This is a genomic window from Parabacteroides hominis, assembly GCF_014287585.1.
GTDB classification, from domain to species: Bacteria; Bacteroidota; Bacteroidia; order Bacteroidales; family Tannerellaceae; genus Parabacteroides; species Parabacteroides hominis.
In genome coordinates, this window is record NZ_JACOOJ010000026.1 from 40,605 (window position 1) to 64,146 (window position 23,542).

20 protein-coding genes and 2 tRNA genes are annotated in these 23,542 nt (G+C 46.9%); 10 read left to right on the forward strand and 12 right to left on the reverse strand.

Features of this window, described 5'->3' with window-relative positions:
* The first annotated feature begins 23 nt into the window (after positions 1-23).
* The 5 genes from araA to H8S65_RS13890 all read left to right on the forward strand — a co-directional run bounded on the left by araA (position 24) and on the right by H8S65_RS13890 (position 7,595).
* Positions 24-1,535, forward strand: coding sequence for an L-arabinose isomerase (araA, locus tag H8S65_RS13870; RefSeq protein ID WP_186930526.1), 1,512 nt, complete (start codon positions 24-26; stop codon positions 1,533-1,535).
* Positions 1,536-1,538: 3 nt separating this feature from the next.
* Complete coding sequence (locus H8S65_RS13875; RefSeq protein WP_186930527.1) at positions 1,539-3,215, forward strand: ribulokinase; 1,677 nt, start codon at positions 1,539-1,541, stop codon at positions 3,213-3,215.
* A gap of 61 nt (positions 3,216-3,276) precedes the next feature.
* A complete protein-coding gene (locus H8S65_RS13880) occupies positions 3,277-5,304 on the forward strand; it encodes a transketolase family protein (protein WP_186930528.1) in 2,028 nt (675 codons plus the stop codon).
* 83 nt (positions 5,305-5,387) lie between these two features.
* On the forward strand, positions 5,388-5,819 hold the full coding sequence (gene rpiB, locus H8S65_RS13885) for a ribose 5-phosphate isomerase B (RefSeq protein ID WP_186930529.1): 432 nt from the start codon (positions 5,388-5,390) through the stop codon (positions 5,817-5,819).
* A gap of 99 nt (positions 5,820-5,918) precedes the next feature.
* Entirely contained in the window at positions 5,919-7,595 is a 1,677-nt protein-coding gene (locus tag H8S65_RS13890; protein WP_186930530.1) for a sodium:solute symporter, read from the forward strand.
* A gap of 391 nt (positions 7,596-7,986) precedes the next feature.
* Here the strand turns inward: H8S65_RS13890 and H8S65_RS13895 are convergent, their stop codons facing one another.
* A complete protein-coding gene (locus H8S65_RS13895) occupies positions 7,987-8,886 on the reverse strand; it encodes a helix-turn-helix domain-containing protein (RefSeq protein WP_186930531.1) in 900 nt (299 codons plus the stop codon).
* A 15-nt stretch (positions 8,887-8,901) separates the two neighbouring features.
* The gene (locus H8S65_RS13900) at positions 8,902-9,807 is read right to left on the reverse strand and encodes a helix-turn-helix domain-containing protein (RefSeq protein WP_186930532.1); all 906 of its coding nucleotides are present in this window, start codon (positions 9,805-9,807) and stop codon (positions 8,902-8,904) included.
* Between the two features lie 280 nt (positions 9,808-10,087).
* On the opposite strand from H8S65_RS13900, the gene H8S65_RS13905 reads away from it, so the two are divergent.
* Genes H8S65_RS13905 through H8S65_RS13915 form a run of 3 tightly spaced genes read left to right on the forward strand, consistent with a single transcriptional unit; the run spans position 10,088 to position 12,262 of the window.
* Entirely contained in the window at positions 10,088-10,537 is a 450-nt protein-coding gene (locus H8S65_RS13905) for a LexA family protein (protein WP_186930533.1), read from the forward strand.
* A gap of 1 nt (position 10,538) precedes the next feature.
* The gene (locus H8S65_RS13910) at positions 10,539-11,801 is read left to right on the forward strand and encodes a Y-family DNA polymerase (RefSeq protein ID WP_186930534.1); all 1,263 of its coding nucleotides are present in this window, start codon (positions 10,539-10,541) and stop codon (positions 11,799-11,801) included.
* Positions 11,798-12,262: a TspO/MBR family protein gene (locus tag H8S65_RS13915; protein WP_186930535.1), complete on the forward strand. Its 465-nt coding sequence runs from the start codon at positions 11,798-11,800 to the stop codon at positions 12,260-12,262. Before H8S65_RS13910 ends, H8S65_RS13915 begins: the two co-directional genes overlap by 4 nt.
* Before the next feature lie 109 nt (positions 12,263-12,371).
* Here the strand turns inward: H8S65_RS13915 and H8S65_RS13920 are convergent.
* The 5 genes from H8S65_RS13920 to H8S65_RS13940 all read right to left on the reverse strand — a co-directional run bounded on the left by H8S65_RS13920 (position 12,372) and on the right by H8S65_RS13940 (position 15,176).
* Positions 12,372-12,444, reverse strand: a tRNA-Lys gene (locus H8S65_RS13920).
* A 30-nt stretch (positions 12,445-12,474) separates the two neighbouring features.
* Positions 12,475-12,547, reverse strand: a tRNA-Lys gene (locus H8S65_RS13925).
* A gap of 92 nt (positions 12,548-12,639) precedes the next feature.
* The gene (locus H8S65_RS13930) at positions 12,640-13,443 is read right to left on the reverse strand and encodes an MBL fold metallo-hydrolase (protein ID WP_186930536.1); all 804 of its coding nucleotides are present in this window, start codon (positions 13,441-13,443) and stop codon (positions 12,640-12,642) included.
* A gap of 30 nt (positions 13,444-13,473) precedes the next feature.
* Positions 13,474-14,544 (reverse strand): asparaginase, encoded by a 1,071-nt coding sequence (locus H8S65_RS13935; RefSeq protein WP_186930537.1) that lies wholly within the window; start codon positions 14,542-14,544, stop codon positions 13,474-13,476.
* Positions 14,545-14,564: 20 nt separating this feature from the next.
* Positions 14,565-15,176 carry a trimeric intracellular cation channel family protein gene (locus tag H8S65_RS13940; RefSeq protein WP_186930538.1) on the reverse strand — a complete coding sequence of 204 codons (612 nt, stop codon included), beginning with the start codon at positions 15,174-15,176 and terminating at the stop codon, positions 14,565-14,567.
* A 155-nt stretch (positions 15,177-15,331) separates the two neighbouring features.
* Here H8S65_RS13940 and H8S65_RS13945 point away from each other — a divergent pair, with 155 nt between their 5' ends.
* Positions 15,332-16,810 (forward strand): DUF3943 domain-containing protein, encoded by a 1,479-nt coding sequence (locus H8S65_RS13945; RefSeq protein WP_186930539.1) that lies wholly within the window; start codon positions 15,332-15,334, stop codon positions 16,808-16,810.
* Here the strand turns inward: H8S65_RS13945 and H8S65_RS13950 are convergent.
* The 4 genes from H8S65_RS13950 to H8S65_RS13965 all read right to left on the reverse strand — a co-directional run bounded on the left by H8S65_RS13950 (position 16,807) and on the right by H8S65_RS13965 (position 22,161).
* Positions 16,807-18,444 (reverse strand): ABC-F family ATP-binding cassette domain-containing protein, encoded by a 1,638-nt coding sequence (locus H8S65_RS13950; RefSeq protein WP_186930540.1) that lies wholly within the window; start codon positions 18,442-18,444, stop codon positions 16,807-16,809. The two genes, H8S65_RS13945 and H8S65_RS13950, sit on opposite strands and share 4 nt — an antisense overlap.
* 397 nt (positions 18,445-18,841) lie before the next feature.
* On the reverse strand, positions 18,842-19,843 hold the full coding sequence (locus H8S65_RS13955) for an alpha/beta hydrolase (RefSeq protein ID WP_255489232.1): 1,002 nt from the start codon (positions 19,841-19,843) through the stop codon (positions 18,842-18,844).
* 38 nt (positions 19,844-19,881) lie between these two features.
* Complete coding sequence (locus H8S65_RS13960; protein WP_255489231.1) at positions 19,882-21,075, reverse strand: aldo/keto reductase; 1,194 nt, start codon at positions 21,073-21,075, stop codon at positions 19,882-19,884.
* A 144-nt stretch (positions 21,076-21,219) separates the two neighbouring features.
* Complete coding sequence (locus H8S65_RS13965; protein ID WP_186930542.1) at positions 21,220-22,161, reverse strand: glycoside hydrolase family 43 protein; 942 nt, start codon at positions 22,159-22,161, stop codon at positions 21,220-21,222.
* Positions 22,162-22,310: 149 nt separating this feature from the next.
* Between H8S65_RS13965 and H8S65_RS13970 the strand changes: the two genes are divergently transcribed.
* Positions 22,311-22,862, forward strand: coding sequence for a 30S ribosomal protein S16 (locus H8S65_RS13970; protein ID WP_186930543.1), 552 nt, complete (start codon positions 22,311-22,313; stop codon positions 22,860-22,862).
* 166 nt (positions 22,863-23,028) lie between these two features.
* Here H8S65_RS13970 and trxA read toward each other — a convergent pair whose 3' ends face one another.
* Positions 23,029-23,499: a thioredoxin gene (gene trxA / locus H8S65_RS13975; protein ID WP_186930544.1), complete on the reverse strand. Its 471-nt coding sequence runs from the start codon at positions 23,497-23,499 to the stop codon at positions 23,029-23,031.
* Positions 23,500-23,542: the final 43 nt, after the last annotated feature.

A 23,542-nucleotide genomic window follows, 5' to 3' on the forward strand; every position in this document is an offset into this window, starting at 1 on the left:
CATAACAATTAAATCAATAAACCATGACAAATTTTAAAGATCTTGAAGTATGGTTCGTAACGGGAGCACAGCTTCTGTACGGAGGTGACGCAGTGATCCAAGTGGATGCTCATTCCAATGAAATGGTAAAAGGATTGAACGAATCCGGGAACCTGCCTGTAAAAGTAGTCTACAAAGGGACTGTTAATTCGGCAAAAGAGGTTACGGCTGCATTCAAAGCCGCCAACAACGACAACAAATGTATTGGTGTTATTACCTGGATGCACACCTTCTCTCCGGCCAAAATGTGGATACACGGCCTGCAAGAGCTGAAAAAGCCGTTGCTTCATTTCCATACCCAGTTTAACAAAGAGATACCCTGGGAAACTATGGATATGGATTTCATGAACCTGAACCAGTCTGCTCACGGCGACCGCGAATTCGGCCATATGGTAAGCCGGATGCGTAAAAACCGCAAAGTCGTGGTAGGGCACTGGCAAGATACGAAAGCACAAGCCAAGATCGCTGTCTGGATGCGTGTGGCGGCTGCCTGGGCCGATGCGCAGGATATGCAGATCATCCGTTTTGGCGACCAGATGAATAACGTATCCGTTACAGATGGTGACAAGGTGGAAGCCGAACTGAAATTAGGTTACCATGTCGATTACTGTCCGGTAAATGACCTGATGAAATATTACGACACAGTAGAAGACAAAGATGTGGAGGAACTTGTCGGACAGTATTTCGCCGAGTACGATCATGCGCCCGAACTGGAAAATAAAAATACGGAAGCCTATACGAAAGTATGGAACTCTGCAAAAGCCGAAATCGCCATCCGCCGCATCCTGAAAGACAAAGGGGCAAAAGCCTTTACAACCAATTTCGATGACCTCGGCAAGTTCGACCAGATTCCGGGTCTGGCATCACAACGCCTGATGGCGGAAGGCTACGGCTTCGGTGCCGAAGGCGACTGGAAAACAGCAGCCCTGTACCGTACCATGTGGTTTATGAGCCAGGGAATGCCGAAAGGTTGTTCCTTCCTCGAAGACTACACTTTGAATTTCGACGGCGAAAAGAGCGCAATCCTCCAGGCACATATGTTGGAAGTTTGCCCGTTGATCGCCGAACATAAGCCGAAGTTGGAAGTACACCACTTGAGCATTGGCATAGACAGTGAAACGGCCCGCCTCGTATTCACCAGCAAACCGGGTGAAGGCGTTGCTGCCACAATCGTCGACATGGGAAACCGTTTCCGCCTGATCGTAAACAAGGTGGATTGCATCAAGAGCAAACCGCTGCCAAACCTTCCGGTTGCCAGCGCACTCTGGATTCCGCAACCGAATCTGGAGATCGGTGCCGCCGCCTGGATACTGGCCGGAGGAACCCATCATACGAGCTTCTCTTACGACCTGACAGTGGAATATATGGAAGACTATGCAGATATCGCCGGTATCGAACTGGTGGTGATCGACAAGGATACGACCATTTCCAGCTTCAAGAAAGAATTGCAATACAACGATCTGTATTACATGTTGAACCGCGCATTACAGGCTTAAGTCATGGCAAACGAAAAGTATGTTATAGGCCTGGACTACGGCAGCGATTCCTGTCGCGCCGTAGTCGTCGATGCTGCGACAGGCCGCGAAATGGCTTCGGCTGTCAAGTACTATTCCCGCTGGATGGAAGGGAAATACTGTGATCCCGCAAAAAACCAGTACCGCCAGCATCCATTGGACTACATAGAAGGGCTGGAAGCCACGGTAAAGGATGCACTCGCACAATGCCCTGACGGGACAGCGCAAAACGTAGTTGGCATTGCTTTCGATACGACCGGAAGCACGCCTGTCCTGACCGACAAGAACGGTACTCCCCTCGCCTTGCTGCCCGAATATGCAGAAAACCCGAATGCGATGTTCGTCCTTTGGAAAGACCATACCGCCATCCGGGAAGCCGCCGAGATCAACGAACTGGCGAAACGCTGGGGTATCGACTACACCGCCTACGAAGGCGGCATCTATTCTTCCGAGTGGGTATGGGCCAAGATGGCGCATGTCCTCCGCACAGACGATAGTGTCTGTAAGGAAGCCTATGCATGGATCGAGCATTGCGACTGGTTGCCTGCCCTTATCACAGGGAAGACCAAACCGGAAGAGGTGTACCGCAGCCGTTGTGCAGCCGGACATAAAGCGATGTGGCTGGAAAAATGGGGCGGACTGCCTGCCGAAGAATTCCTAACCTCGCTTGAGCCGAAGCTGGCCGGTTTCCGTAGCCATTTGTTCGAGAAAACTTATACCAGTGATGCGAAAGTGGGTACATTGACGCCAGAATGGGCGGAACGTCTCGGCTTGACAACCGGCGTGGCTGTTTCGGTCGGCGCGTTCGACTGCCATATGGGAGCTGTCGGGGCCGAGATCACTCCCCGTACATTCGTACGCGTGATCGGTACGTCGACCTGCGACATTATGGTTTCATCTTATGAAGAAATGGGTGACAAACTGGTTCCTGGCATCTGCGGGCAGGTGGACGGTTCCGTTATCCCCGGCATGATCGGGTTGGAAGCCGGACAATCCGGTTTCGGCGATATTTATGCTTGGTTCAAACGCGTACTGGCATGGCCGCTCGAAAACATCTTGGCCAAGAGCACCCTGGTCGACGAAGAGACAAAAGCCAGGCTGATCGAAGAAACGGCAGACAAGATCATCCCCGTTCTGTCCGAAGAGGCTGCAAAAGTGCCGGTAAGCGAAAGTACGATCCTGGCAGTAGACTGGATGAACGGTCGCCGCACACCAGATGCCAGTCAGTTAGTGAAAGGAACGATTACCGGCCTCAACCTGGCAAGCTCCGCTCCACTTATCTTCCGGGCCCTGGTGGAAGCGACGGCGTTCGGATCGAAAGCCATTGTCGACCGTTTCTTGGAGAACGGCATCAAGATTGAGAGTGTGATCGGAATCGGCGGCATTTCACTGAAATCCCCGTTTGTTATGCAGACTTTGGCGGATGTGCTGGATATGCCGATCAAAGTGGCGAAAGCGGAACAGGCTTGCGCTTTCGGAGCTTCCATGTTCGCTGCCGTAGCAGCCGGTATATATACCCAAATCGAGGATGCACAGCGGGCTATGGGACAAGGTTTTGCAAAAGAATACCAGCCGAATCACGAAAATCACCTGGTGTATCTTGCTCTCTATGAGAAATATCGGAAATTAGGGAACTTTACCGAAAATGAATTGTTTCATTGATAGGATGGTCATTACGAAGAGATTGCCTATCTTTGCAAAAAAATAAAAATAATTCATCACAATGAACGATATTAATTTAATGAACAAAGCAGCGGACAACATCCGTATCCTGGCTGCGTCAATGGTAGAAAAAGCGAAATCCGGTCACCCCGGTGGTGCAATGGGTGGTGCAGACTTTGTGAACGTACTGTTTTCAGAGTTCCTCGTGTATGATCCCAAGAATCCCACATGGGAAGGCAGAGACCGCTACTTCCAGGATCCGGGACACATGTCGCCGATGCTTTATTCAGTACTCGCCCTCACAGGTAAATTCACAGTCGACGAACTGAAAGAGTTTCGCCAGTGGGGTAGTGTTACTCCGGGACATCCCGAAGTCAACGTGATGCGTGGTATAGAAAACACATCCGGTCCGTTGGGACAAGGCCACACTTACGCCGTAGGTGCCGCTATCGCTGCCAAGTTCCTGAAAGCACGCCTGGGTGACGTTATGAATCAGACGATTTATACATATATTTCCGACGGTGGTATCCAGGAAGAGATTTCCCAAGGAGCCGGACGTATTGCTGGTACGCTGGGACTGGACAACCTGATTATGTTCTACGATGCCAACAACATCCAGCTTTCCACAACCGTAGGCGAAGTGACTGCTGAAAACGTAGCCATGAAATACGAAGCATGGGGTTGGAAAGTCATCACGATCAACGGAAACGATGTGACGGAAATCCGCCGGGCATTGACCGAAGCGAAAGCCGAAACATCCCGTCCTACCCTGATTATCGGTAACACGATCATGGGTAAAGGAGCCGTAGGTGCTGACAAGAGCAGCTACGAAAACAAGGTGTCCACACACGGACAACCTCTTTCGGCAGCCGGCGTCTCTATCGCAGACACCATCCGGAACTTGGGAGGAAACCCGGAAGATCCGTTCCAGATCTTCCCCGAAGTTGCGGAACTGTATACCAAACGTGCTAAAGAACTGGAAGCAATCGTAGCAGAACGCTATGCTGCCAAAGCAGAATGGGCGAAAGCCAATCCGGAACTGGCAGCTAAGATGGAGCTGTGGTTCTCCGGTAAAGCACCCGTCATCGACTGGAAAGCTATCGAACAGAAACCGAACCAGGCGACCCGTGCCGCTTCGGCAACCGTCTTAGGCGTGTTAGCAACCCAGGTGGAAAATATGATCGTTTCTTCAGCCGACCTTTCCAACTCGGACAAGACCGACGGCTTCCTGAAAAAAACACATGCATTCGTGAAAGGCGATTTCAGCGGTGCATTCCTTCAGGCTGGCGTAGCCGAGTTGACAATGGCTTGCGTATGTATCGGTATGTCACTCCACGGAGGTGTAATCGTAGCTTGCGGTACGTTCTTCGTATTCTCCGACTACATGAAACCAGCGATTCGCATGGCTGCCCTAATGGAACAGCCGGTTAAGTTCATCTGGTCTCACGATGCCTTCCGCGTAGGCGAAGACGGACCGACACACGAACCGGTTGAACAGGAAGCACAGATCCGTCTGATGGAAAAACTGAAGAACCACAAGGGACACAACTCCATGTTGGTACTTCGTCCGGCAGACGTGACCGAAACGACAATTGCCTGGAAGATGGCTATGGAAAACACAGCCACTCCGACAGCTTTGATTCTTTCCCGTCAGAACATCACTGACCTGCCCGCAAAGGGAAACCGTTACGACGAAGCTTTGCAGGCCGAAAAGGGTGCTTATATTGTAGAAGGTGACGAAAACCCTGATGTAATCATGGTCGCTTCCGGTTCGGAAGTTTCCACATTGGAAGAAGGAGCAGCATTGCTTCGCGCCGATGGCATCAAGGTCCGCATCGTATCTGTTCCGTCTGAAGGTTTATTCCGCAGCCAGAGCAAAGAATACCAAGAGTCCGTCATTCCGGCAGGAAGCAAGGTATTCGGGCTTACAGCCGGGCTGCCGGTCAACCTGGAAGGGTTGGTTGGTGCCAACGGCAAGGTTTGGGGACTCGAATCATTCGGTTTCTCCGCTCCGTACAAGGTACTGGACGAAAAACTCGGCTTCACGGGACAGAATGTATACAATCAGGTAAAAGAATTATTGAACTAATAGGTTTATGATTTCAGATTTATGATTCATCAACTCTTCATAAATCTGAAATCATAAATTCCAAACTCCTCTAACAGATAAAGATGAAAACATTAGGTTTATGTAGTGACCACGCAGGGTACGAACTGAAAGAATTCGTAAAACAAATACTCGACTCGAAAGGGTTAGCCTATAAAGATTTCGGAACCTGCTCGACAGAAAGTTGTGATTATCCCGATTACGCCCATCCGCTTGCCGAAGCTGTAGAAGCCGGCGATGTATATCCCGGAATAGCTATCTGCGGGTCTGGAAACGGAATAGCCATGACACTCAATAAACATCAGGGAATACGAGCCGCTCTGTGCTGGCAGGAAGAGATAGCACGTCTCGCACGCGAGCACAACGATGCAAACGTACTTGTAATGCCCGGCAGATTTATCAGTCAAGAGGAAGCCACTCACACGGTCGAAGCCTTCCTGAACACCTCGTTCGAAGGCGGTCGGCATCAGCGCAGGATTGACAAAATCCCCTTGTGAAATTAAGAATTAAAAATTATGAAGTAAAAAATGCGGGATTGTAATTCTTACTTCATAATTTTTAATTCTTAATTCCCTAAAATCATGTAAAACACTATTATGGCAACATTAGACTTTATTGTAATAGGGCTATTCGCTTTAGCTCTAATCGGGATTATTATATGGGTATCTAAACAAAAACAAAACAACTCTGCCGACTATTTCCTCGGTGGCCGCGATGCCACCTGGCTCGCCATCGGTGCATCCATTTTCGCATCCAATATCGGCTCCGAACATCTTATCGGACTGGCAGGAGCAGGAGCTTCCAGCGGTATGGCAATGGCTCATTGGGAAATCCAGGGATGGATGATTCTGATCCTCGGCTGGGTATTCGTTCCTTTCTATACACGTAGTATGGTGTATACGATGCCTGAATTTCTGGAAAGACGGTATAATCCGCAATCCCGTACCATCCTTTCCTTTATATCATTAATCAGTTATGTATTGACAAAAGTGGCTGTTACGGTTTATGCCGGCGGATTGGTATTCCAGCAAGTTTTCGGCATTAAGGAACTGTGGGGAATCGACTTCTTTTGGATTGCTGCGATCGGACTGGTCTTGTTAACCGCCCTTTATACGATTGTAGGGGGAATGAAATCCGTTCTTTATACGTCCGTGCTCCAAACCCCTATTCTGCTGTTGGGCTCTCTGATTATCCTCGTGCTCGGCTTTAAAGCATTAGGAGGCTGGGACGAAATGATGGCTGCCTGCAAATCTGTTGTCGTAAACGATTACGGCGATACCATGACGCAACTGATCCGTGACAACCGCGACCCGCAATATCCGTGGCTCGGTGCGCTGATCGGTTCCTCCATCATCGGCTTCTGGTATTGGTGTACCGACCAGTACATCGTGCAGCGCGTCCTTTCGGGCAAAAATATGAAACAAGCCCGCCGTGGCGCCATTTTCGGGGCATACCTGAAACTACTCCCAGTATTCCTCTTCCTGATTCCGGGGATGATTGCTTTCGCATTGAATAAAAACGGAGTGGTTATCAATGGCGAAGTATTCAAACTTTCCATTCCGGATGCAGCTTTCCCGACATTGGTAGCGAAGTTGCTTCCAGCAGGCGTGAAAGGGCTTGTCGTATGCGGCATTTTAGCTGCTCTGATGAGTTCGCTGGCATCCCTATTCAACTCGTCGGCAATGTTGTTCACGATCGACTTTTATAAACGTTTCAGACCGGAAACACCCGAAAAGAAGCTGGTTGTAATCGGTCAGATCGCAACGGTCGTAATCGTGATTCTGGGTATCCTCTGGATTCCGATCATGCGCAGCGTCGGGGATGTCCTCTATAATTACCTGCAGGACGTACAATCCGTACTGTCACCGGGTATAGCCGCCGCCTTCCTGTTGGGGATTTGTTGGAAACGAACTTCTGCCCAAGGAGGTATGTGGGGGATGCTGGCAGGTATCATCATCGGTATTACCCGCCTGGGAGCCAAAGTTTTTTACAGCAATGCGGTCGACGCATCCGACAATCTGTTCAAAGCCCTGTTCTATGACATGAACTGGTTGTTCTTCTGCGGATGGATGTTTCTCTTCTGCATCATCCTGACAATCGTTGTCAGCCTTTGCACGAAAGCACCCGAAGCAGAAAAAATACAAGGTCTGGTATTCGGAACGGCGACGCCAGAAGAACGGGCGGCCACACGTGCAAGCTGGAATCATTGGGATGTGATCCACTCCGTAATCATCCTGGGTATTACAGCCGCATTCTATTGGTATTTCTGGTAATGATTCGGCCGCCGTTTTCTTCCCAAAGAAGACGGCGGCTTTTCCGGAAGCGACAAGCATAGCTTTCCAAAAACAAGGTATAAGCTTATAGCTTTTTACAGGACGGTAGCCATAAAATACGGCTTGTGAAGTATTTTTAAAATTAGCATTCACCTTCACCCTACCTGTAAACATTTAAAGCACAACATTTTACTGTGAGCCTTGATACAAAACTCCATCTGAGCAAGAGCCTTTTGGCGAGGTTTCCCTGAGACTACACTAATCCCATAGACTTTTGTGACCTTTGCCTTCATGAAACCAAGAGACATATTCAACTTTTTCCAAAAACCTTTTTGGAGTGATTTCATTTTGTACAGCCTCAATATACTTAAAAAACGATTAATTACGGCTTTTAATTCTGCGAACACCGGTATTCATTGGGTGAGAAACCTGTTATCTTTTTAAATATCAAGCTGAAATGCTGCACGCTCGGATAACCCAGCTGGCAGGCAATGGCGGCAGGCGTGCTGTCCGTTTTCAACAAAAGGTTTTTGGCGATATATAATCGTTTTAGCTGGAAATATTCGGCAAGCGTCTTACCTGTTTCAAATTTCAACAGATCATTGAAATAAGCAATGGACAAATTTAGATTTTCAGCGCAATAGGCATCAGTGGGGAGCTTGCCGTCCTGTAACTTACCGGAGGCGATATAGCCGTCGAGAATCTTATCCATTCTCTCCAGAATCGCCTTGTTTTTGTTTTCACGGGTAATGAACTGCCGCTCGTAATAGCGCGTACAATAATCCAGTAACAGTTCGATATGGCGGGACAGGATGGTACTGCTATGCGTGTCTATAGCATGATGAAGCTCGTCTTCGATATTTTCGAGGCAGCAGGTCACTTTCGCCGTTTCCCGTTGCGAAAGATGCAATGCCTCTTCCTTGCGGTAGGAAAAAAAAGTATAATTCTTGATATGATTTTTCAACGAGGTGCGGAACAGTAAATCAGGATGGAAAGCCAAAAGATAACCCTTGTCGGGAAGCGTATTATTCTCGCTCATGCCGAAAATTTCGCCGGGAGTAAGAAACACCATCGTTGCATTAGAATAGTCGTAATATTTGCGCCCGCAACAATCGCACCCGTTTTCACAATCTTCAATCAGCAGGATAGCGTAGAACTCGAACCTTACGGCATCCTGTTCCAGATTCGGATTCTCCAGATTGATGATACTGACCTGCGGATGCAGCGTCTCGCACCCCAAACACCGATTGCATTCACATACGGTCTTTATGTCCAACGTTTTTTCTTTCATCGCCTAAAAAATCACTCACATATTGTTTTGTGCCCGATATTCATTTGGCGTACACCCTACCCGCTTCTTAAACAAGCGGCAGAAATGCTGCGGATACTGGAATCCCAGCGAGTAGGCAATCTGGCTGACAGTTTCCTCCGCAACGGAGATACGCTCCTTAGCCAGTTCGATAACCTTCGTCTGAATATATTCCTGCGGTGTCTTCCCGGTTTCCTTCTTGAACATATCGCCAAAATAATTAGACGAAAGGCAGAGCTTGTCGGCAAAGTATTTCACCGTAGGCAGGCCGTTACTCTCAGCAGTCGCCCCCTCGAAATACTCATCCAGCAGGCTCTCGAAGCGTGTCAACACATCGCTGTTCGCCTTGCTGCGGGTAATGAACTGGCGTTCATAGAAACGCATGCAATAGTTAAGTAGCAATTCGATATGGTTTACCAGCAAAGTCTTGCTATGCCTGTCCACACCATGTTCCAGTTCCATACGTATAATCTTCAGGCAATCCATCACGATACTTCTCTCCTCTTCCGAAAGATGCAACGCTTCGCTTACCTCATAAGAAAAAAACGTGTATTTCTTAATTACCTTCCCCAACGACGTCCCCCGCAGCAGGTCCGGATGAAAAAGAATCCCATATACGTTAACCTGGACCTTGTCCGTCGTCGGAGTCGTTTCCGCCGTCTGTCCAGGAGCAAAACAGACGATAGTACCTTCCTGGTAATCGTAAGTCTGACGTCCGTATCTGATGTCACAGGCCTTTTCAAGTTTCAGGAACAGTGCATAAACGCCATAGTTGAACCGGATGAGGTCTACACCGTTGGTCGCTTTGTTCAGGTCAACCACGCTGATCAGCGGGTTCAACGTTTCAAGGCCGTATAATTTGTTATACAGGTCCACATTATCCAAATTGAGTATCTTATCCATAACCGCAAATATTTAACTTACCGAGTAATACAAAAAATATCCATTATATCACTTACAACATTCCGGTTACAAAAGTAAAAGATAATCCAGACATCTTCATTACCCCAATTACAGATTACATAACCATTGTTACCGATTTTATATCATAAAAAAGCCTTTCAATTTCATCAGATGCACTTTTTCACTATTCCAAGACAAAAAATTATCTCTAAAACATTAACAACCAGTTCAATGATATTAACCAAATCATTTCCTACTTTTGTCAATAAGGAGACCATTTATGAGTAAAAACGAAAAGAATTTAACCATCTACAATGTAGATACTGAAACCTATATGCCGCTACCTTATGCGGATGGAGGAATTAAAGCCGGCTTTCCAAGTCCGGCACAGGATTATATCAGCCAGGCTATTGATTTAAACAAAGAACTGATTCATCACCCAGCCTGTACGTTTTACGGACGTGTTTCAGGAGATTCTATGAAAGATGCAGGGTTAGATGACGGGGATATTTTAGTTATTGATAAATCCCTTGAGCCGCGAACCGGAGATATGGCAGTCTGCTATATAGACGGAGAATTTACGATCAAGTATATCCGGATCGAGTCTAATGTCATTTGGCTGATCCCTGCAAACGAAGCCTACCAGCCAATCAAGGTAACATCAGAAAATGATTTTATGGTCTGGGGAATAGTCACCTACTCCATTAAGAAGCACAACAGGAGAGCATAAAATGTTCGCTTTAGTAGACTGTAATAATTTCTATGCGAGTTGTGAGCGCGCATTCAATCCATATTGGAATGGCCGGCCGGTGGTTGTGCTATCAAACAACGATGGCTGTGTTATTGCCCGAAGCAATGAGGCAAAAAAGATCGGTATAAAGATGGGAGTCCCGGCATATCAGATCAGAACTGAAATTGAACAATATAATATCGGAGTATTCTCATCCAACTATACCCTGTATGGCGATATGTCCAACCGGGTAATGAGTATGCTTTCCTCCTATTCTCCCAATGTCGAGATTTATTCAATTGATGAATGCTTTTTGGATTTCTCTGGATTTGGTTTATATGATCTGAAAACATACGGAGAAGGCATAGTCCAGTCGGTCACCAAAGGAACCGGGATACCTGTTTCTATGGGTATCGCCCTGACAAAGACATTAGCTAAGGTAGCCAACAAGTTCGCTAAGAAGCATAAAGGATACAAAGGAGTTTGCATTATAGACACCGAGGAGAAGAGAATCGAAGCCTTAAAACGCACAGAGATCAGCGATGTCTGGGGCATCGGACACCGGCATGCGAAGCGATTAGAGCAATACGGCGTATATAGTGCTTACGACTTCGCCCAAATGCCGAAAGCATGGGTCCGACAACAAATGACAGTCGTAGGTGAACGTACCTGGAAAGAACTGAACGGTGAACCTTGCATCGATATGGAACAAATAGCTCCGGCTAAAAAACAAATCTGCACCAGCAGGGCGTTTGGACAAACGATCGCGGATATTGAGGGATTGAAAGAGGCTGTTTCTTCTTTTGCAAGTATCTGTGCCGGTAAGCTACGCAAACAGAAGTCTTGCGCACAATCGCTCATGGTTTTCATTCATACCAACAATTTCAGGGAGGATCTGCCACAATATTTCAAGAATTGCGTGATCAAACTACCAGTCCCGACAAACAGTACTCCTGAGATTGTGCACTACGCAATTGCTGCGCTTCTAAATATCTACCGGAAAGGATATTATTTCAAAAAAGCCGGAGTTATTCTCATGGATATCGTACCGGACAACGCAATCCAACAAAACATATTCGATGTCGTGGACCGAGAAAAACATAAAAAGCTGATGGAGGTTGTAGACCGACTTAATAATGGCTTTTCCCGAAATAACCTATTTTTGGCGGTACAGGACGGACGAAGGAAGTGGAAGTTAAAACAAGAACTGCTATCCCCTTGTTATACTACTAAACTAAATGATATTATCAAGATAAAGTTATGAGAAAAGTTGTAGCAATAATTATTCCGGTATTAATATGTTTTTTTATCGGATTGACCGCAAGTTACTTTCAGGATGAGGCTATTAAGATGTGGTATCCACTTCTTTCCAAACCGAAATTAACTCCTCCGAATGTAGTGTTCCCGATCGCATGGAGTATTATCTATCTTTGTATGGGAATATCTATCGGAATAATTTTTTTATCAAACTCAATAAAGAAAAAAGAACTGATCAAGCTCTTTGGCATTCAGCTAATCTTCAATTTCACATGGAGTATTTTATTCTTCTACCTGCGAAATCCCTTGTTAGGACTTATTGATATTCTTATTCTTGACATCTGTGTGACTATGTATGCTATTAAGAGTTATCCAGTAAAAAAAGTCAGTTCATTCTTATTCATCCCTTATATCATCTGGATTTATTTTGCCACATATTTGAATGGCTACATCCTGCTAAACAACTAAAATGCCGAATTTTCAACAGCCTATATTTACCGCATAAAAAAGGTCCATAAACAAAAACAGCACTTCACAGAATAACTGTAAAATACTGTTTATCAACTTGTTGCTTTTGTGACCCGGGAGGGGCTCGAACCCTCGACCCAATGATTAAGAGTCATTTGCTCTACCAACTGAGCTACCGAGTCATTTTTGTTGGTTTTGTTTTTTTATCAGAGTGACCTGGGAGGGGCTCGAACCCTCGACCCAATGATTAAGAGTCATTTGCTCTACCAACTGAGCTACCAAGTCATTCATGCTATCGTTGCTTCTCGATTGCGGGTGCAAAGATAGGAGTTTAATTTTTCTTCGCAAACTTTTCCCGCAATTTTTTACATAAAAATTTACTCGAATTCAAAAATATCAGACGGTGTAGTCCGCTTCAGAGCATGCAGGGAGACATCCTTTCCTACCCGCACCCCCTCTTGGAATAAACGGAAATCGACTGTCTTATAGGCAAGTTCGGGATGGTTATTGTCACGGCTCAGGTGGCACAACCAGATATCTTTCAGTTTGGGATCATAATGGGTTGCGAGGAACTCGGCAGCTTCACGGTTGCTCAAATGTCCGGTCGGGCTGGCAACGCGTTCCTTCAGGAAAGCGGGGTACGTGCCGAACTGCAACATCTCTTCGTCATAATTGGCCTCTATGATCAGGTGGTTCGCCATGCTCATATATTTGCTTACCGTTTCGGTGATATGGCCGACATCCGTTGCCAACGTGAACTTATGATCGCCATATTCGATATAATAGCCGACATTGTCGGTACTGTCATGCGGGACCTCGAAAGCAGTAATGCGGAAATCGCGGATCATAAAAGGCACTTCCTTTTCGATCACCTTACGCGAACCGACAAGCGTTTCCTCCACATAGCGGCTCTTGTTGATCCCCCGGTGAACAGCCTCCGTCGTATAGACAGGAATACAAAGTTTTTCTCCCAGACACCCCACGGTCTTGATATGATCGGCATGATCATGCGTGATCAGGACTGCAATAATTTTGGAGAAATCGATCGCTTTATCTTTCAACACCTTCTTTATGGTACGAATACCGATACCCGCATCAATCAACACACCGAACTCGGGTGTTCCCAGATAATAGCAGTTTCCACTGCTTCCACTTGCTAAACTCAGAAATGATAGTTTCATTTTAATTTCCAATTCAGTCCTTAACAGGAATTACGGGCGAAACGTGTCGGGGATCGTCACCTCCCCGATCAGCGAACAGTTCATGTGGTCCTTCACCTCCTCCGGCGTCAGGCCGTGGCCGAAAAGGAACATGAGTTTGGTGACAGCACTTTCAGTCGTACTGTCGAATCCGCTTATCACCCCCGCTTCCAACAATTTATGTCCAGTCTCATACCGGTGCATTTCCACGCTTCCGGCACTACACTGGGTTACATTCACAATCACAATTCCCCGGCTCACCGCATCTTTCAGCATCGTCAGGAACCAATCGTAGCACGGCGCGTTACCGCTTCCGAACGTCTCCATCACGACACCCTTCAGCCCCGGTATGTTCAGGATGCTTTCCACCACCTGGGGAGAAATCCCCGGAAAAAGTTTCAGCACTGCTATGTTCCGGTCCAAGAGGTAATGCGGTTTCAACGGCTTTCTCGAAACAGGATGGTAAACCTGCCCGGTGTCATACTTTATATAGATACCGGCATGTGCCAGCGGCGGATAATTGTATGAACGGAAAGCATTGAAGTTGTCCGCATTGATCTTACTCGTACGGTTGCCCCTCAACAAGTCATTTTCGAAAAAGATACAAACCTCCGGTACAACCGGGACGCCGTTTTCCTTGGCTGCGGCGATCTCGATAGCGGTGATCAGGTTTTCTTTCCCGTCGGTCCGCAACATGCCGATCGGCAATTGCGAACCGGTAAAGATGACCGGTTTACTTAAATTCTCCAGCATAAAACTCAAAGCGGATGCCGTGAAAGACATCGTGTCCGTACCGTGAAGCACGACAAAACCGTCGTACAGCTGATAATTGTCAGCAATGATCTTCACGATCTTCATCCATGACTCCGGCCCCATCTCCGATGAATCCATAGCCGGATCGAACTGGATGGTCGAAACCGCATAGCCCAACTTCTTCAGCTCCGGCATATTATCCTTTAAATGTTGAAAATTAAAAGATTCCAACACGCCGGTCTCCGGGTTTTCGATCATACCGATCGTTCCGCCTGTATAGATGAGCAGGATCGAGGCTTTCTCACTTTGAGTGTTCATATTTGCTGTCATAGATCGCAAAGTTAATAATTTTATTCTTCCCCTTTTAATACAGGGACGCTTATATGATATTTTACCGCCACGATCCGGGAAACGAATATTCCGGTAGCAGCGATAAACTGTGTCAGCGACGGGCCGATTCCCATCTGCAAGCAAGCATAATAAATAAGGCCTCCGAACACGCATGCCAACGCATAAATATCTTTCCTGAATATCAGCGGCACTTCATTAATCAGAATATCGCGGATCATCCCTCCGAAAGCCCCCGTAATCGTCCCCATCACAATAGCCACCCACATCGGGAACCCGAAAGCGAGCGCCTTTTCGATACCCACTACGCCGAACAGTCCCAACCCGATAGCATCGAATATAAAGAACGTATTCTTCAAGCTGATCACATATTTCCGGAAGATGATAACGAAGAGCAATGCCAGTGCCGATATAATGAGATAAGAGGCTTGCTCCATCCAGAAAGGAGTGGCATTGAGGAGGATATCACGGATCGTACCACCTCCTACCGCCGTCACTACACCAACCACATAAGCGCCGAACCAGTCAAATTGTTTAGCCGAAGCCAAGCGAATACCACTAATCGCGAAAGCGAATGTTCCGGTATAGTCGCAAAACGTAATGAAGTCTATCATTTTGATTTTTTCTGCAAAAATAAGTATTTCCTCGCAATGTTGCGGTTTTCTATCAAGACGACCTGATAATAATTTAAACCAAACGAATATCCGGCTGTTAATTATATATAAGTTTGCGTCCAAAAAGGTGCTGATGATTATCTAATTAAGAAAAAATGAAGAAGTTTATATTAACCGGACTTATTTGTCTGCTTTCGTCTTCATGGATATGGGGACAAGAATACATACCTCAAATAACACATCGCCATTATACAAGCGACACCACTTTATTCCAGCCCCGCCGCCCCTGGAAAGCGGCACTCGAAACATTCGGGCTCAATATGGTCGTCTGGGGATTCGACCGTTATATCGTGAAAGAAGACTGGGCGTATATCAACGGGCATACGATCAAGAGCAATTTCAGGAAAGGCCCGGTATGGGATACCGACCAGTTCACGACCAACCTGTTTTCTCATCCTTACCACGGTTCGCTCTATTTCAACTCAGCACGCAGCAACGGGATGAACTTCTGGCAATCCGCCCCGTTTGCAGCCGGCGGTAGCCTGATGTGGGAGTTCTTTATGGAAAACGAACCGCCTTCCATCAACGACATGCTGGCAACGACATTCGGGGGAATCGAATTGGGAGAAATCACCTACCGGCTGTCCGACCTGTTCATCGACAACCGTTCATCGGGGGCCGAACGTGTCGGACGTGAAGTGCTGGCGGGCATCCTGTCGCCGGTCCGCGCCTTCAACCGTATCATTTCGGGTGAAGCCTGGCGGCATAGTTCTTCAAAAGGACGAACCTATACGTCTGTTCCTGTGAACTTCATCGTGACAATGGGACCGCGTTTTCTGGCAGAGCAGGAAGGTTCGAAGCGGGGCACGACGAGCTTGAATATTAATTTCCGCATCGACTACGGAAATCCTATCAACGATGATTTCTATTCTCCTTATGAATGGTTTCGCCTCAACTTCGGGATGGATTTATTCTCGGCGCAGCCGGTTGTCAGCCAGGTCAACGCCATCGGCGCCTTATGGGGGAAAACAGTTTGGACAAAAGGAGCGCGTACGCTTTCCGCCGGATTTTTCCAACATTTCGACTTCTACAATTCGGAGCTCCGCCACGGAAGCGATCTGACCGTTCCTCCCTACCGTATCGCAGCACCGGCAGCAGCAGGGGGCGGCTTGATTTATTACAAGCAAGCCACATCGGGAGACAAAACGGATATTTATGCCGAACTGTACGCAAACGGCGTAGCTTTAGGAGCCAGCCTTTCGGATTACATGTTGCTCGGCGAACGGGATTATAACCTGGGAAGCGGCTACAGCACAAAAGCCGGAGCCGGCATCATCTACAACAAACGGTTGGCTTTTCTGCTCAACATGGAAAACTACCATATCTTCACCTGGAAGGGCTATGATCCGGAGATCGACTGGTCGCAGACAGACCCCAGCACCCTGAATATCCAGGGCGATGCCGGAAACGCGCGCCTGACTATCTTCTCGATGAAACTGGCTTATTTATTAAAGGACAAGTGGAACATCACCCTGACAAACCGCTATTTCTCACGACGGACAAACTACAGGTATTATCCCCGGGTGGATTATTCCACTTACGACCTGATGCTCGGACTGGGGATACGGATTTAATTCTTCCGTTCCAACTCGTTCAGGTTCTCCATCTTCTTGCGTTGCAGGAACTCGTAGATACCCTCAAGATGTTCCGTCACTTTCTTGTTTCCGAACTCGTAAACTTTGGTCACAAGGCCGTCCAGGAAATCACGGTCGTGCGACACGACGATCAACGTCCCGTCAAAATCCATCAAGGCTTGTTTCAGGATATCTTTCGTTTTCATGTCCAGATGGTTCGTCGGCTCGTCGAGGATCAGCAAATTGACCGGTTCCAGCAACAGCTTGATCATGGCCAGCCGGGTACGCTCGCCACCGGACAGCACTTTTACTTTTTTAGTCGAATTTTCGCCGCCGAACATAAATGCGCCTAACAGATCCTTGATCTTGTTACGTATTTCCCCTTTTGCAACATCGTCTATCGTCTGGAATACCGTCAGGTTTTCATCTAAAAGGGAAGCCTGGTTCTGCGCGAAATAGCCGATCATCACGTTATGCCCGATCGTCAACGTGCCGTCATGCCCGATTTCTTTCATGATGCATTTAACCAACGTGGATTTACCTTCCCCGTTCTTTCCAACGAAAGCGATCTTGTCACCCCGCTCGATCATCAGATTGGCATTACGGAAAACGGTATGCTCCCCGTACGATTTTGACACGTTCTCGATCGTCACCGGATAAGACCCCGAACGGGGCGAAGGCGGGAACTTCAGGCGCAAAGCGGAAGTATCTTCCTCGTCTACTTCCAGAATCTCCAGTTTTTCGAGCATCTTCACACGGCTCTGCACCTGCAAGGTCTTGGAATAAGTGCCCTTGAAACGTTCGATAAAATCTTTTGTCTCGGCAATAAACTTCTGTTGTTCGTCGTATGCTTTCTGTTGCTGTTCGCGACGCTCCTTGCGCAGTTGCAGGTACTGGCTGTAATTGACCTTATAATCATAGATGCGGCCCATCGTCACCTCGATCGTGCGAGTCGTGATATGATCCACAAAAGCACGGTCATGGCTGATCACCACAACAGCCTGCCCGTTGTCGATCAGGAAATCTTCCAACCACTGGATCGACTCGATATCGAGGTGGTTGGTCGGCTCGTCCAACAAGAGCACATCCGGCTTCTTCAACAACAATTTCGCCAATTCGATACGCATGCGCCAGCCACCGCTGAACTCGCTCGTCTGGCGGGTAAAGTCTTCGCGGGTGAAACCAAGTCCTAACAGGGTCTTCTCGATATCGGCATCATAATTGATTTCCTCGATGGAATAGAATTTCTCGCTCAACGTCGATACACGCTCGATCAGCTCCATGTAGCTGTCCGATTCATAATCGGTCCGTATTTCCAGTTCTTTGTTGATTGCAGCAATCTCCGCCTCCATCTCGTGCAGATGCGCAAAAGCCTGGGCTGTTTCTTCAAAAACGGTACGACCGTCTTCCGTCATCAAATGCTGCGGAAGATAAGCGATAACGGTATCTTTTGGTGCTGACACTTTGCCGCGAGTCGGTTCACGCACTCCCGCCAAAATCTTCAACAAGGTTGATTTACCTGCGCCGTTCTTTCCCATCAAGGCAATCCGGTCTTTCTCGTTAATGACAAAAGATATATCCGAAAATAATGCGCTACCGCCAAACTCTACTGTTAGTCCGTCTACTGAAATCATATAATATATATAATGTATTGCTTTTATTAAACGAGCGGCAAAGGTAAGAAATAAATAGGAATGATAATAATCGTGCGTTATCCACCCTTAGGCCACATTCAAAGAACCGAGGATTTTTCCGCTTTCCGGGACATTAAATTCACAAAAAAACGACAATATCCCCCTTAAACGCATATTTGTCACAAATAACTGATTCATAAAAACATACAAAAACGCCTGTTTGTTAAAAAATATTACCCCTGCGGGTAATTTGAACTAAATGGGGTAGAAAATCGAATTAGATGCGGTAGTAGTTTCGTTTTGAACCAATGCCTTTTTTGAAAGAATGACAATAAGGAGAGAGGGAAATGCAGAAAGATTGCAATAACAACATCGAGGAAGGAAAAGACGCCAAACGTCAATCCAGATTCTTTTCATGCAACCAAGTGGAAAGCAAATCCGCCACTTCGACATTATTCAAATCCGAGAAAGGGAAATGTGTGTTACCGTGCAATCCGGCTTCCGGCAGATGAATAACCGTGACGTCACCACCCAATTCGTTCAACATTTCCGCCCACTTGCGCATCAGGTGTAAACGCCGCGTCCACTCGTATAATTCCGGCCGTTCGTCCGTTTCAGGCAGATTGTCTCCGTAATACACGACAATCGGTATTTTAGTGTACTCCATAAAATCGGACATAGGAACTTCGACCCCTTCCATTTTCCGGGAAAGTGTCAGTATCTTTCCCTCTTCCGGAACTTGTCCTTCGGGAAAAGGGACTCCCCCACCCGGCTCATAGGATACGATTCCCCTGATATTATTTGTCTTCAACAACGTTCGCCATCCAACAGGACCACCTTGGGAATGCGTGACGAAAACTGCCGGCCCTATCTTGTCGAACAAGGCTGCGTATGCATCGGAATAGACTTCGAAATCAGTGGAACCGACAGTCGGTGTCATCTGGCGGAAATACTGATCGAGAGCTTCCTTGTCATGACTGAACTGTACCCCTTCGAAAAAATCAGGCCACACACCGAGACGAAAGCGGTTAAACCAGATCTCTTCATCAAAAACAGGCGACAAGGTAACTGTCTCCGTACCTCTTCCGGCGTTACCCCGCCGAGGCTGATCGACAAGATATGTGGAGAATCCCCGACGCAAAAAGATATTCTGAAATCCCTCACGCCCGTCAGGTGTCGTCTCCCATGTTTTGGAAAATTGGCCTACGCCGTGGGCAAAAACGAGCGGATATTTCCGTGCATCGACCGGCTTCTGGTAAAACACGTATGCATGGTCGCCATGATAGGTATGTCCAAGCGAATCGATCAGCACCGTACCGCCAACGGCAAAACTGCCCTGTTCGGCAATCTTTAACACTAAACTTCGAGAACACGCTGCCAATAAAAGCAACGCACTCATACCCAAAGCGATCAAACTTTTCATTTCTGTGTTTTTAATTATTTCTGTACTTTAGATTCCTGCAAGGCATCATAACGGCTGCCGATGACCGGAATGGCAGCGACAGCCTCCTCCAGTTCTTTCATTTCGCTGTCCGTAAAGCGAAATTCTGCCGCCCGCAGGTTTTCTTCCAGATGGGAAAGTTTTGTCGTTCCGGGAATCGGTACGACAAACGGCTTCTTATTCATCAGCCACGCCAACGCGACTTGAGCCGGAGTGATGCCTCTCGTTCTGCCGAACGCGTTAAGCACTTCCACGATACGCATATTGGCACGAATGGCATCGGGTTGAAAACGCGGTAAAGTCTGACGGTTGTCATTCGCCGCTTCGAATCGTGTATATTCATTAATCATGCCACCCAAGAGTCCCCGGTTGAGCGGGCTATACGGAACAAAACCGATACCTAATTCCTCACAAACCGGTAATACGTTCTCTTCCACATCGCGATGCATGAAATGATATTCACTCTGTATGGCCGTAACAGGGCAGACCGCATGCGCACGGCGGATCGTTCCGGCATTCACTTCGCAAAGTCCGAAATGCAATACCTTTCCCTCCCGGATCAGTTCTTTGACAGTATCGGCTACTACTTCGACAGGCGTATTCGGGTCAATGCGGTGCTGGTAAAAGATACCAAGCGTTTCGACACCGAGGTTGCGTAAAGAGTTTTCACAAACCCGGCGGATATTGGCCGGAGTACTATCCTCCTCGGTCTTTATCTGCACGCCGTTTACAAACTTATGACCGAATTTAGAGGAAGCGAATACACGGTCCGCATAACCTTTCAAAGCCTCCCCAACCAGTTTCTCGTTTTTATGATAGCCATAGCTTTCAGCGGTATCGAAGAGCGTTACGCCACGTTCGATCGCTTCACGTATCAGGGCGATCGACTGCTCTTTACCGGGATGCTGACTGCGATGATGGTTCAATCCCATGCAACCGAAACCCATTGCCGAAACGTTCATAGCAGCAGTGCCGCTACCCAGTGTCCGTCGATTATGAACAGCAGCCATACCTGCAAGACCAGTATCCGGTCCCCCGGATATATTCATTACTGCCGGTTCCGAGCCTCCCGCCTTCCCGGTTGTCGAAGCCACACAAAATGTAGAACCAGCCAATACCGCCTGCCTCAGAAAACCACGACGGTTCATACCGTGCTCATTGTTCCATTCCTTTTCCATTTCCTGTTTCATTTTTTACCTGTTCTGTTTCCTGTTGCAAAAATAAAAAGGAACATTCACACGGTCCGTACCAAAACTACGGATAGAAATACCAATTTTATCGATCGGCTAATAAACCTATCGTTTCAGCACGCTGTTTCTGCCGAAAGAAAAGATTTATTTCACGACTTCCGGCCGTATCAAGCCGCCGCCAATCAAAACACGATCCTTTCCTGTCAGAGACATATCAATAATGTAAGAGTTTCGCTGATTCACTTCCGTCCGACTTTTATGGGCATGGAAAATATAGCGGTATCTGCCCGCCTTGTCCAGGAACGGCGCGCCATGGCCGGTTCCGACAAGCTCTTCCACTTTATGCAGAAGCGGATTTTTCCCGCTTTTCTTCCACGGGCCGAGAGGGGAATCCGATGTCGCATAACCTACGGCATAATCCTGGCTTCTGAAGTCATTGGCGGAATAGAGCATATAATAAAGCCCGTCCCGCTTGACGATGGAAGGCCCTTCGGCAACCTTCCCGAACACCATTTCCCACGGCTCGGCTGCTTCGATGCATTGCGTCAATGTTTCTTCCTCGATTTCTTTCAGGTTATCTTTCAGTTCGGCACACCAGATCACATTGCCGTTCGTAAAACGGACGAAATAAAGATAGGCTTTCCCGTCTTCATCGAAAAAAACGGAAGTGTCGATCCCTTTTTCTTCCCGGATCGGCTTCTTTTCATCCTGGACGAACGGGCCTAAAGGAGAATCGGACGTGGCAACACAAACATGTTCCTCTACCGAATAGTACATATAAAATTTCTTATCCTTCGCGACATAATACACTTCCGGCGCCCAGAACCATTTGTCCCCGTAAGAATCCTCTTTACTCAATGCCGGGCTGGGAGAACGCTCCCACGATTTCAGGTCTTTCGAACTGTACACATCGAAACCGTCCGCACGGGATGTTCCGTAGGCATAGTACGTATCGTTGTAAAACAGAATATAAGGATCGGCAATCGGCAACACGTTCGAAACCAACTCCTTCCCAAAGGCAGTCACACTTGCAGAAACAACACACAACAGCATTAATAGCATTTTCTTCAACACATTCGTCTTCATAATGTATCCGTTTATTTTTTTGATAATTGAGAATTTCACACGCATGCAAAGATAATCAATTATTTTCTTCTTCAATATGCTTGTTTTGTATGTAAAAATCCCTATCTTTGCACCCGCTAATACAAACAGCTTAAATTAATTATTCAAACATGGCAACAAAAATTAGATTGCAGAGACACGGTCGCAAAAGCTACGCTTTTTATCAGATCGTAGTCGCAGACAGCAGGGCTCCACGTGATGGAAAGTTTATTGAAAGGATAGGTTCTTATAATCCGAACACTAATCCTGCTACAGTAGATTTGAACTTCGAAAGAGCTTTGTATTGGTTACAGGTAGGTGCACAACCTACAGATACCACTCGTAACATCCTTTCCCGCGAAGGTGTTTGCATGAAAAAGCACTTATTGGAAGGTGTTAAGAAGGGTGCATTCGACGAAGCAACAGCTGAAGCTAAGTTTCAGGCTTGGTTGAAAAACAAACAGGCTTCTGTTCAGGCTTTAAAAGACAAAGATAGCGAAGCTGCAAAAGCTGCAGAAAAAGCTCGTCTGGAAGCAGAAAAAGAAGCAAACAAGGCAAAAGCAGAAATCGTAGCTAAAAAGAAAGCAGAATTGGCAGCCGCTGAAGCTGCTAAGCAAGCTGAAGAAGCAGCTGCCGCAGCTCCGGCAGAAGAAGCTCCTGCAGCAGCAGAAAGCGCTGAATAATTCGGGCTTTGCCAAAATAAAAAGAGGACGTCTCACAAAGATGTCCTCTTTTTTATTGTGCCCCTCTCTCCTATCAAGCATTTGCAAAAGCAAAAAAAACGCCCGATCCTACAAGAGAATCAGGCGTTCCAAATTGCAACATTTCCAACAGGAATATATAAAGACTTTATTTTTTCAATAAGAAATTATCGATCTGCTGTACAAACTGTTCTTTCGATAAAGCCCCTTGAGCAATTTGAGGTTTACCTGTCTTGGGAATGAACAGCAACGTCGGAATACTCTGTATGCCGAATGCCGAAGCCAGCTCTTTTTCATTATCTACATTTATTTTATAAATAACGATATCGTCTTTATATTGCGCAGCCAGTTCCTTCAGAATCGGAGATACTTTCTTGCAGGGACCGCACCAGTCTGCATAGAAGTCAATAATAGCCGGTTTATTTCCTTCGTACACCCATTGAGTCTGATTCTTTTCGTAATTATATACTTTCGACAGAAAGTCCGCCTTATTCAAAGCAACCACTTCCCCCTGTGCTGATGCCTTTTCAGTTTCATTTTGTTCCGGTTTTGCGGACATGGAGCAACTAACCAAAATCAGCGCGACCGCAACCATCAATAGACTTTTCAAACTTCTCATATAAAACTTATTACTATTTAATTATTACCACTTACAAAAATAA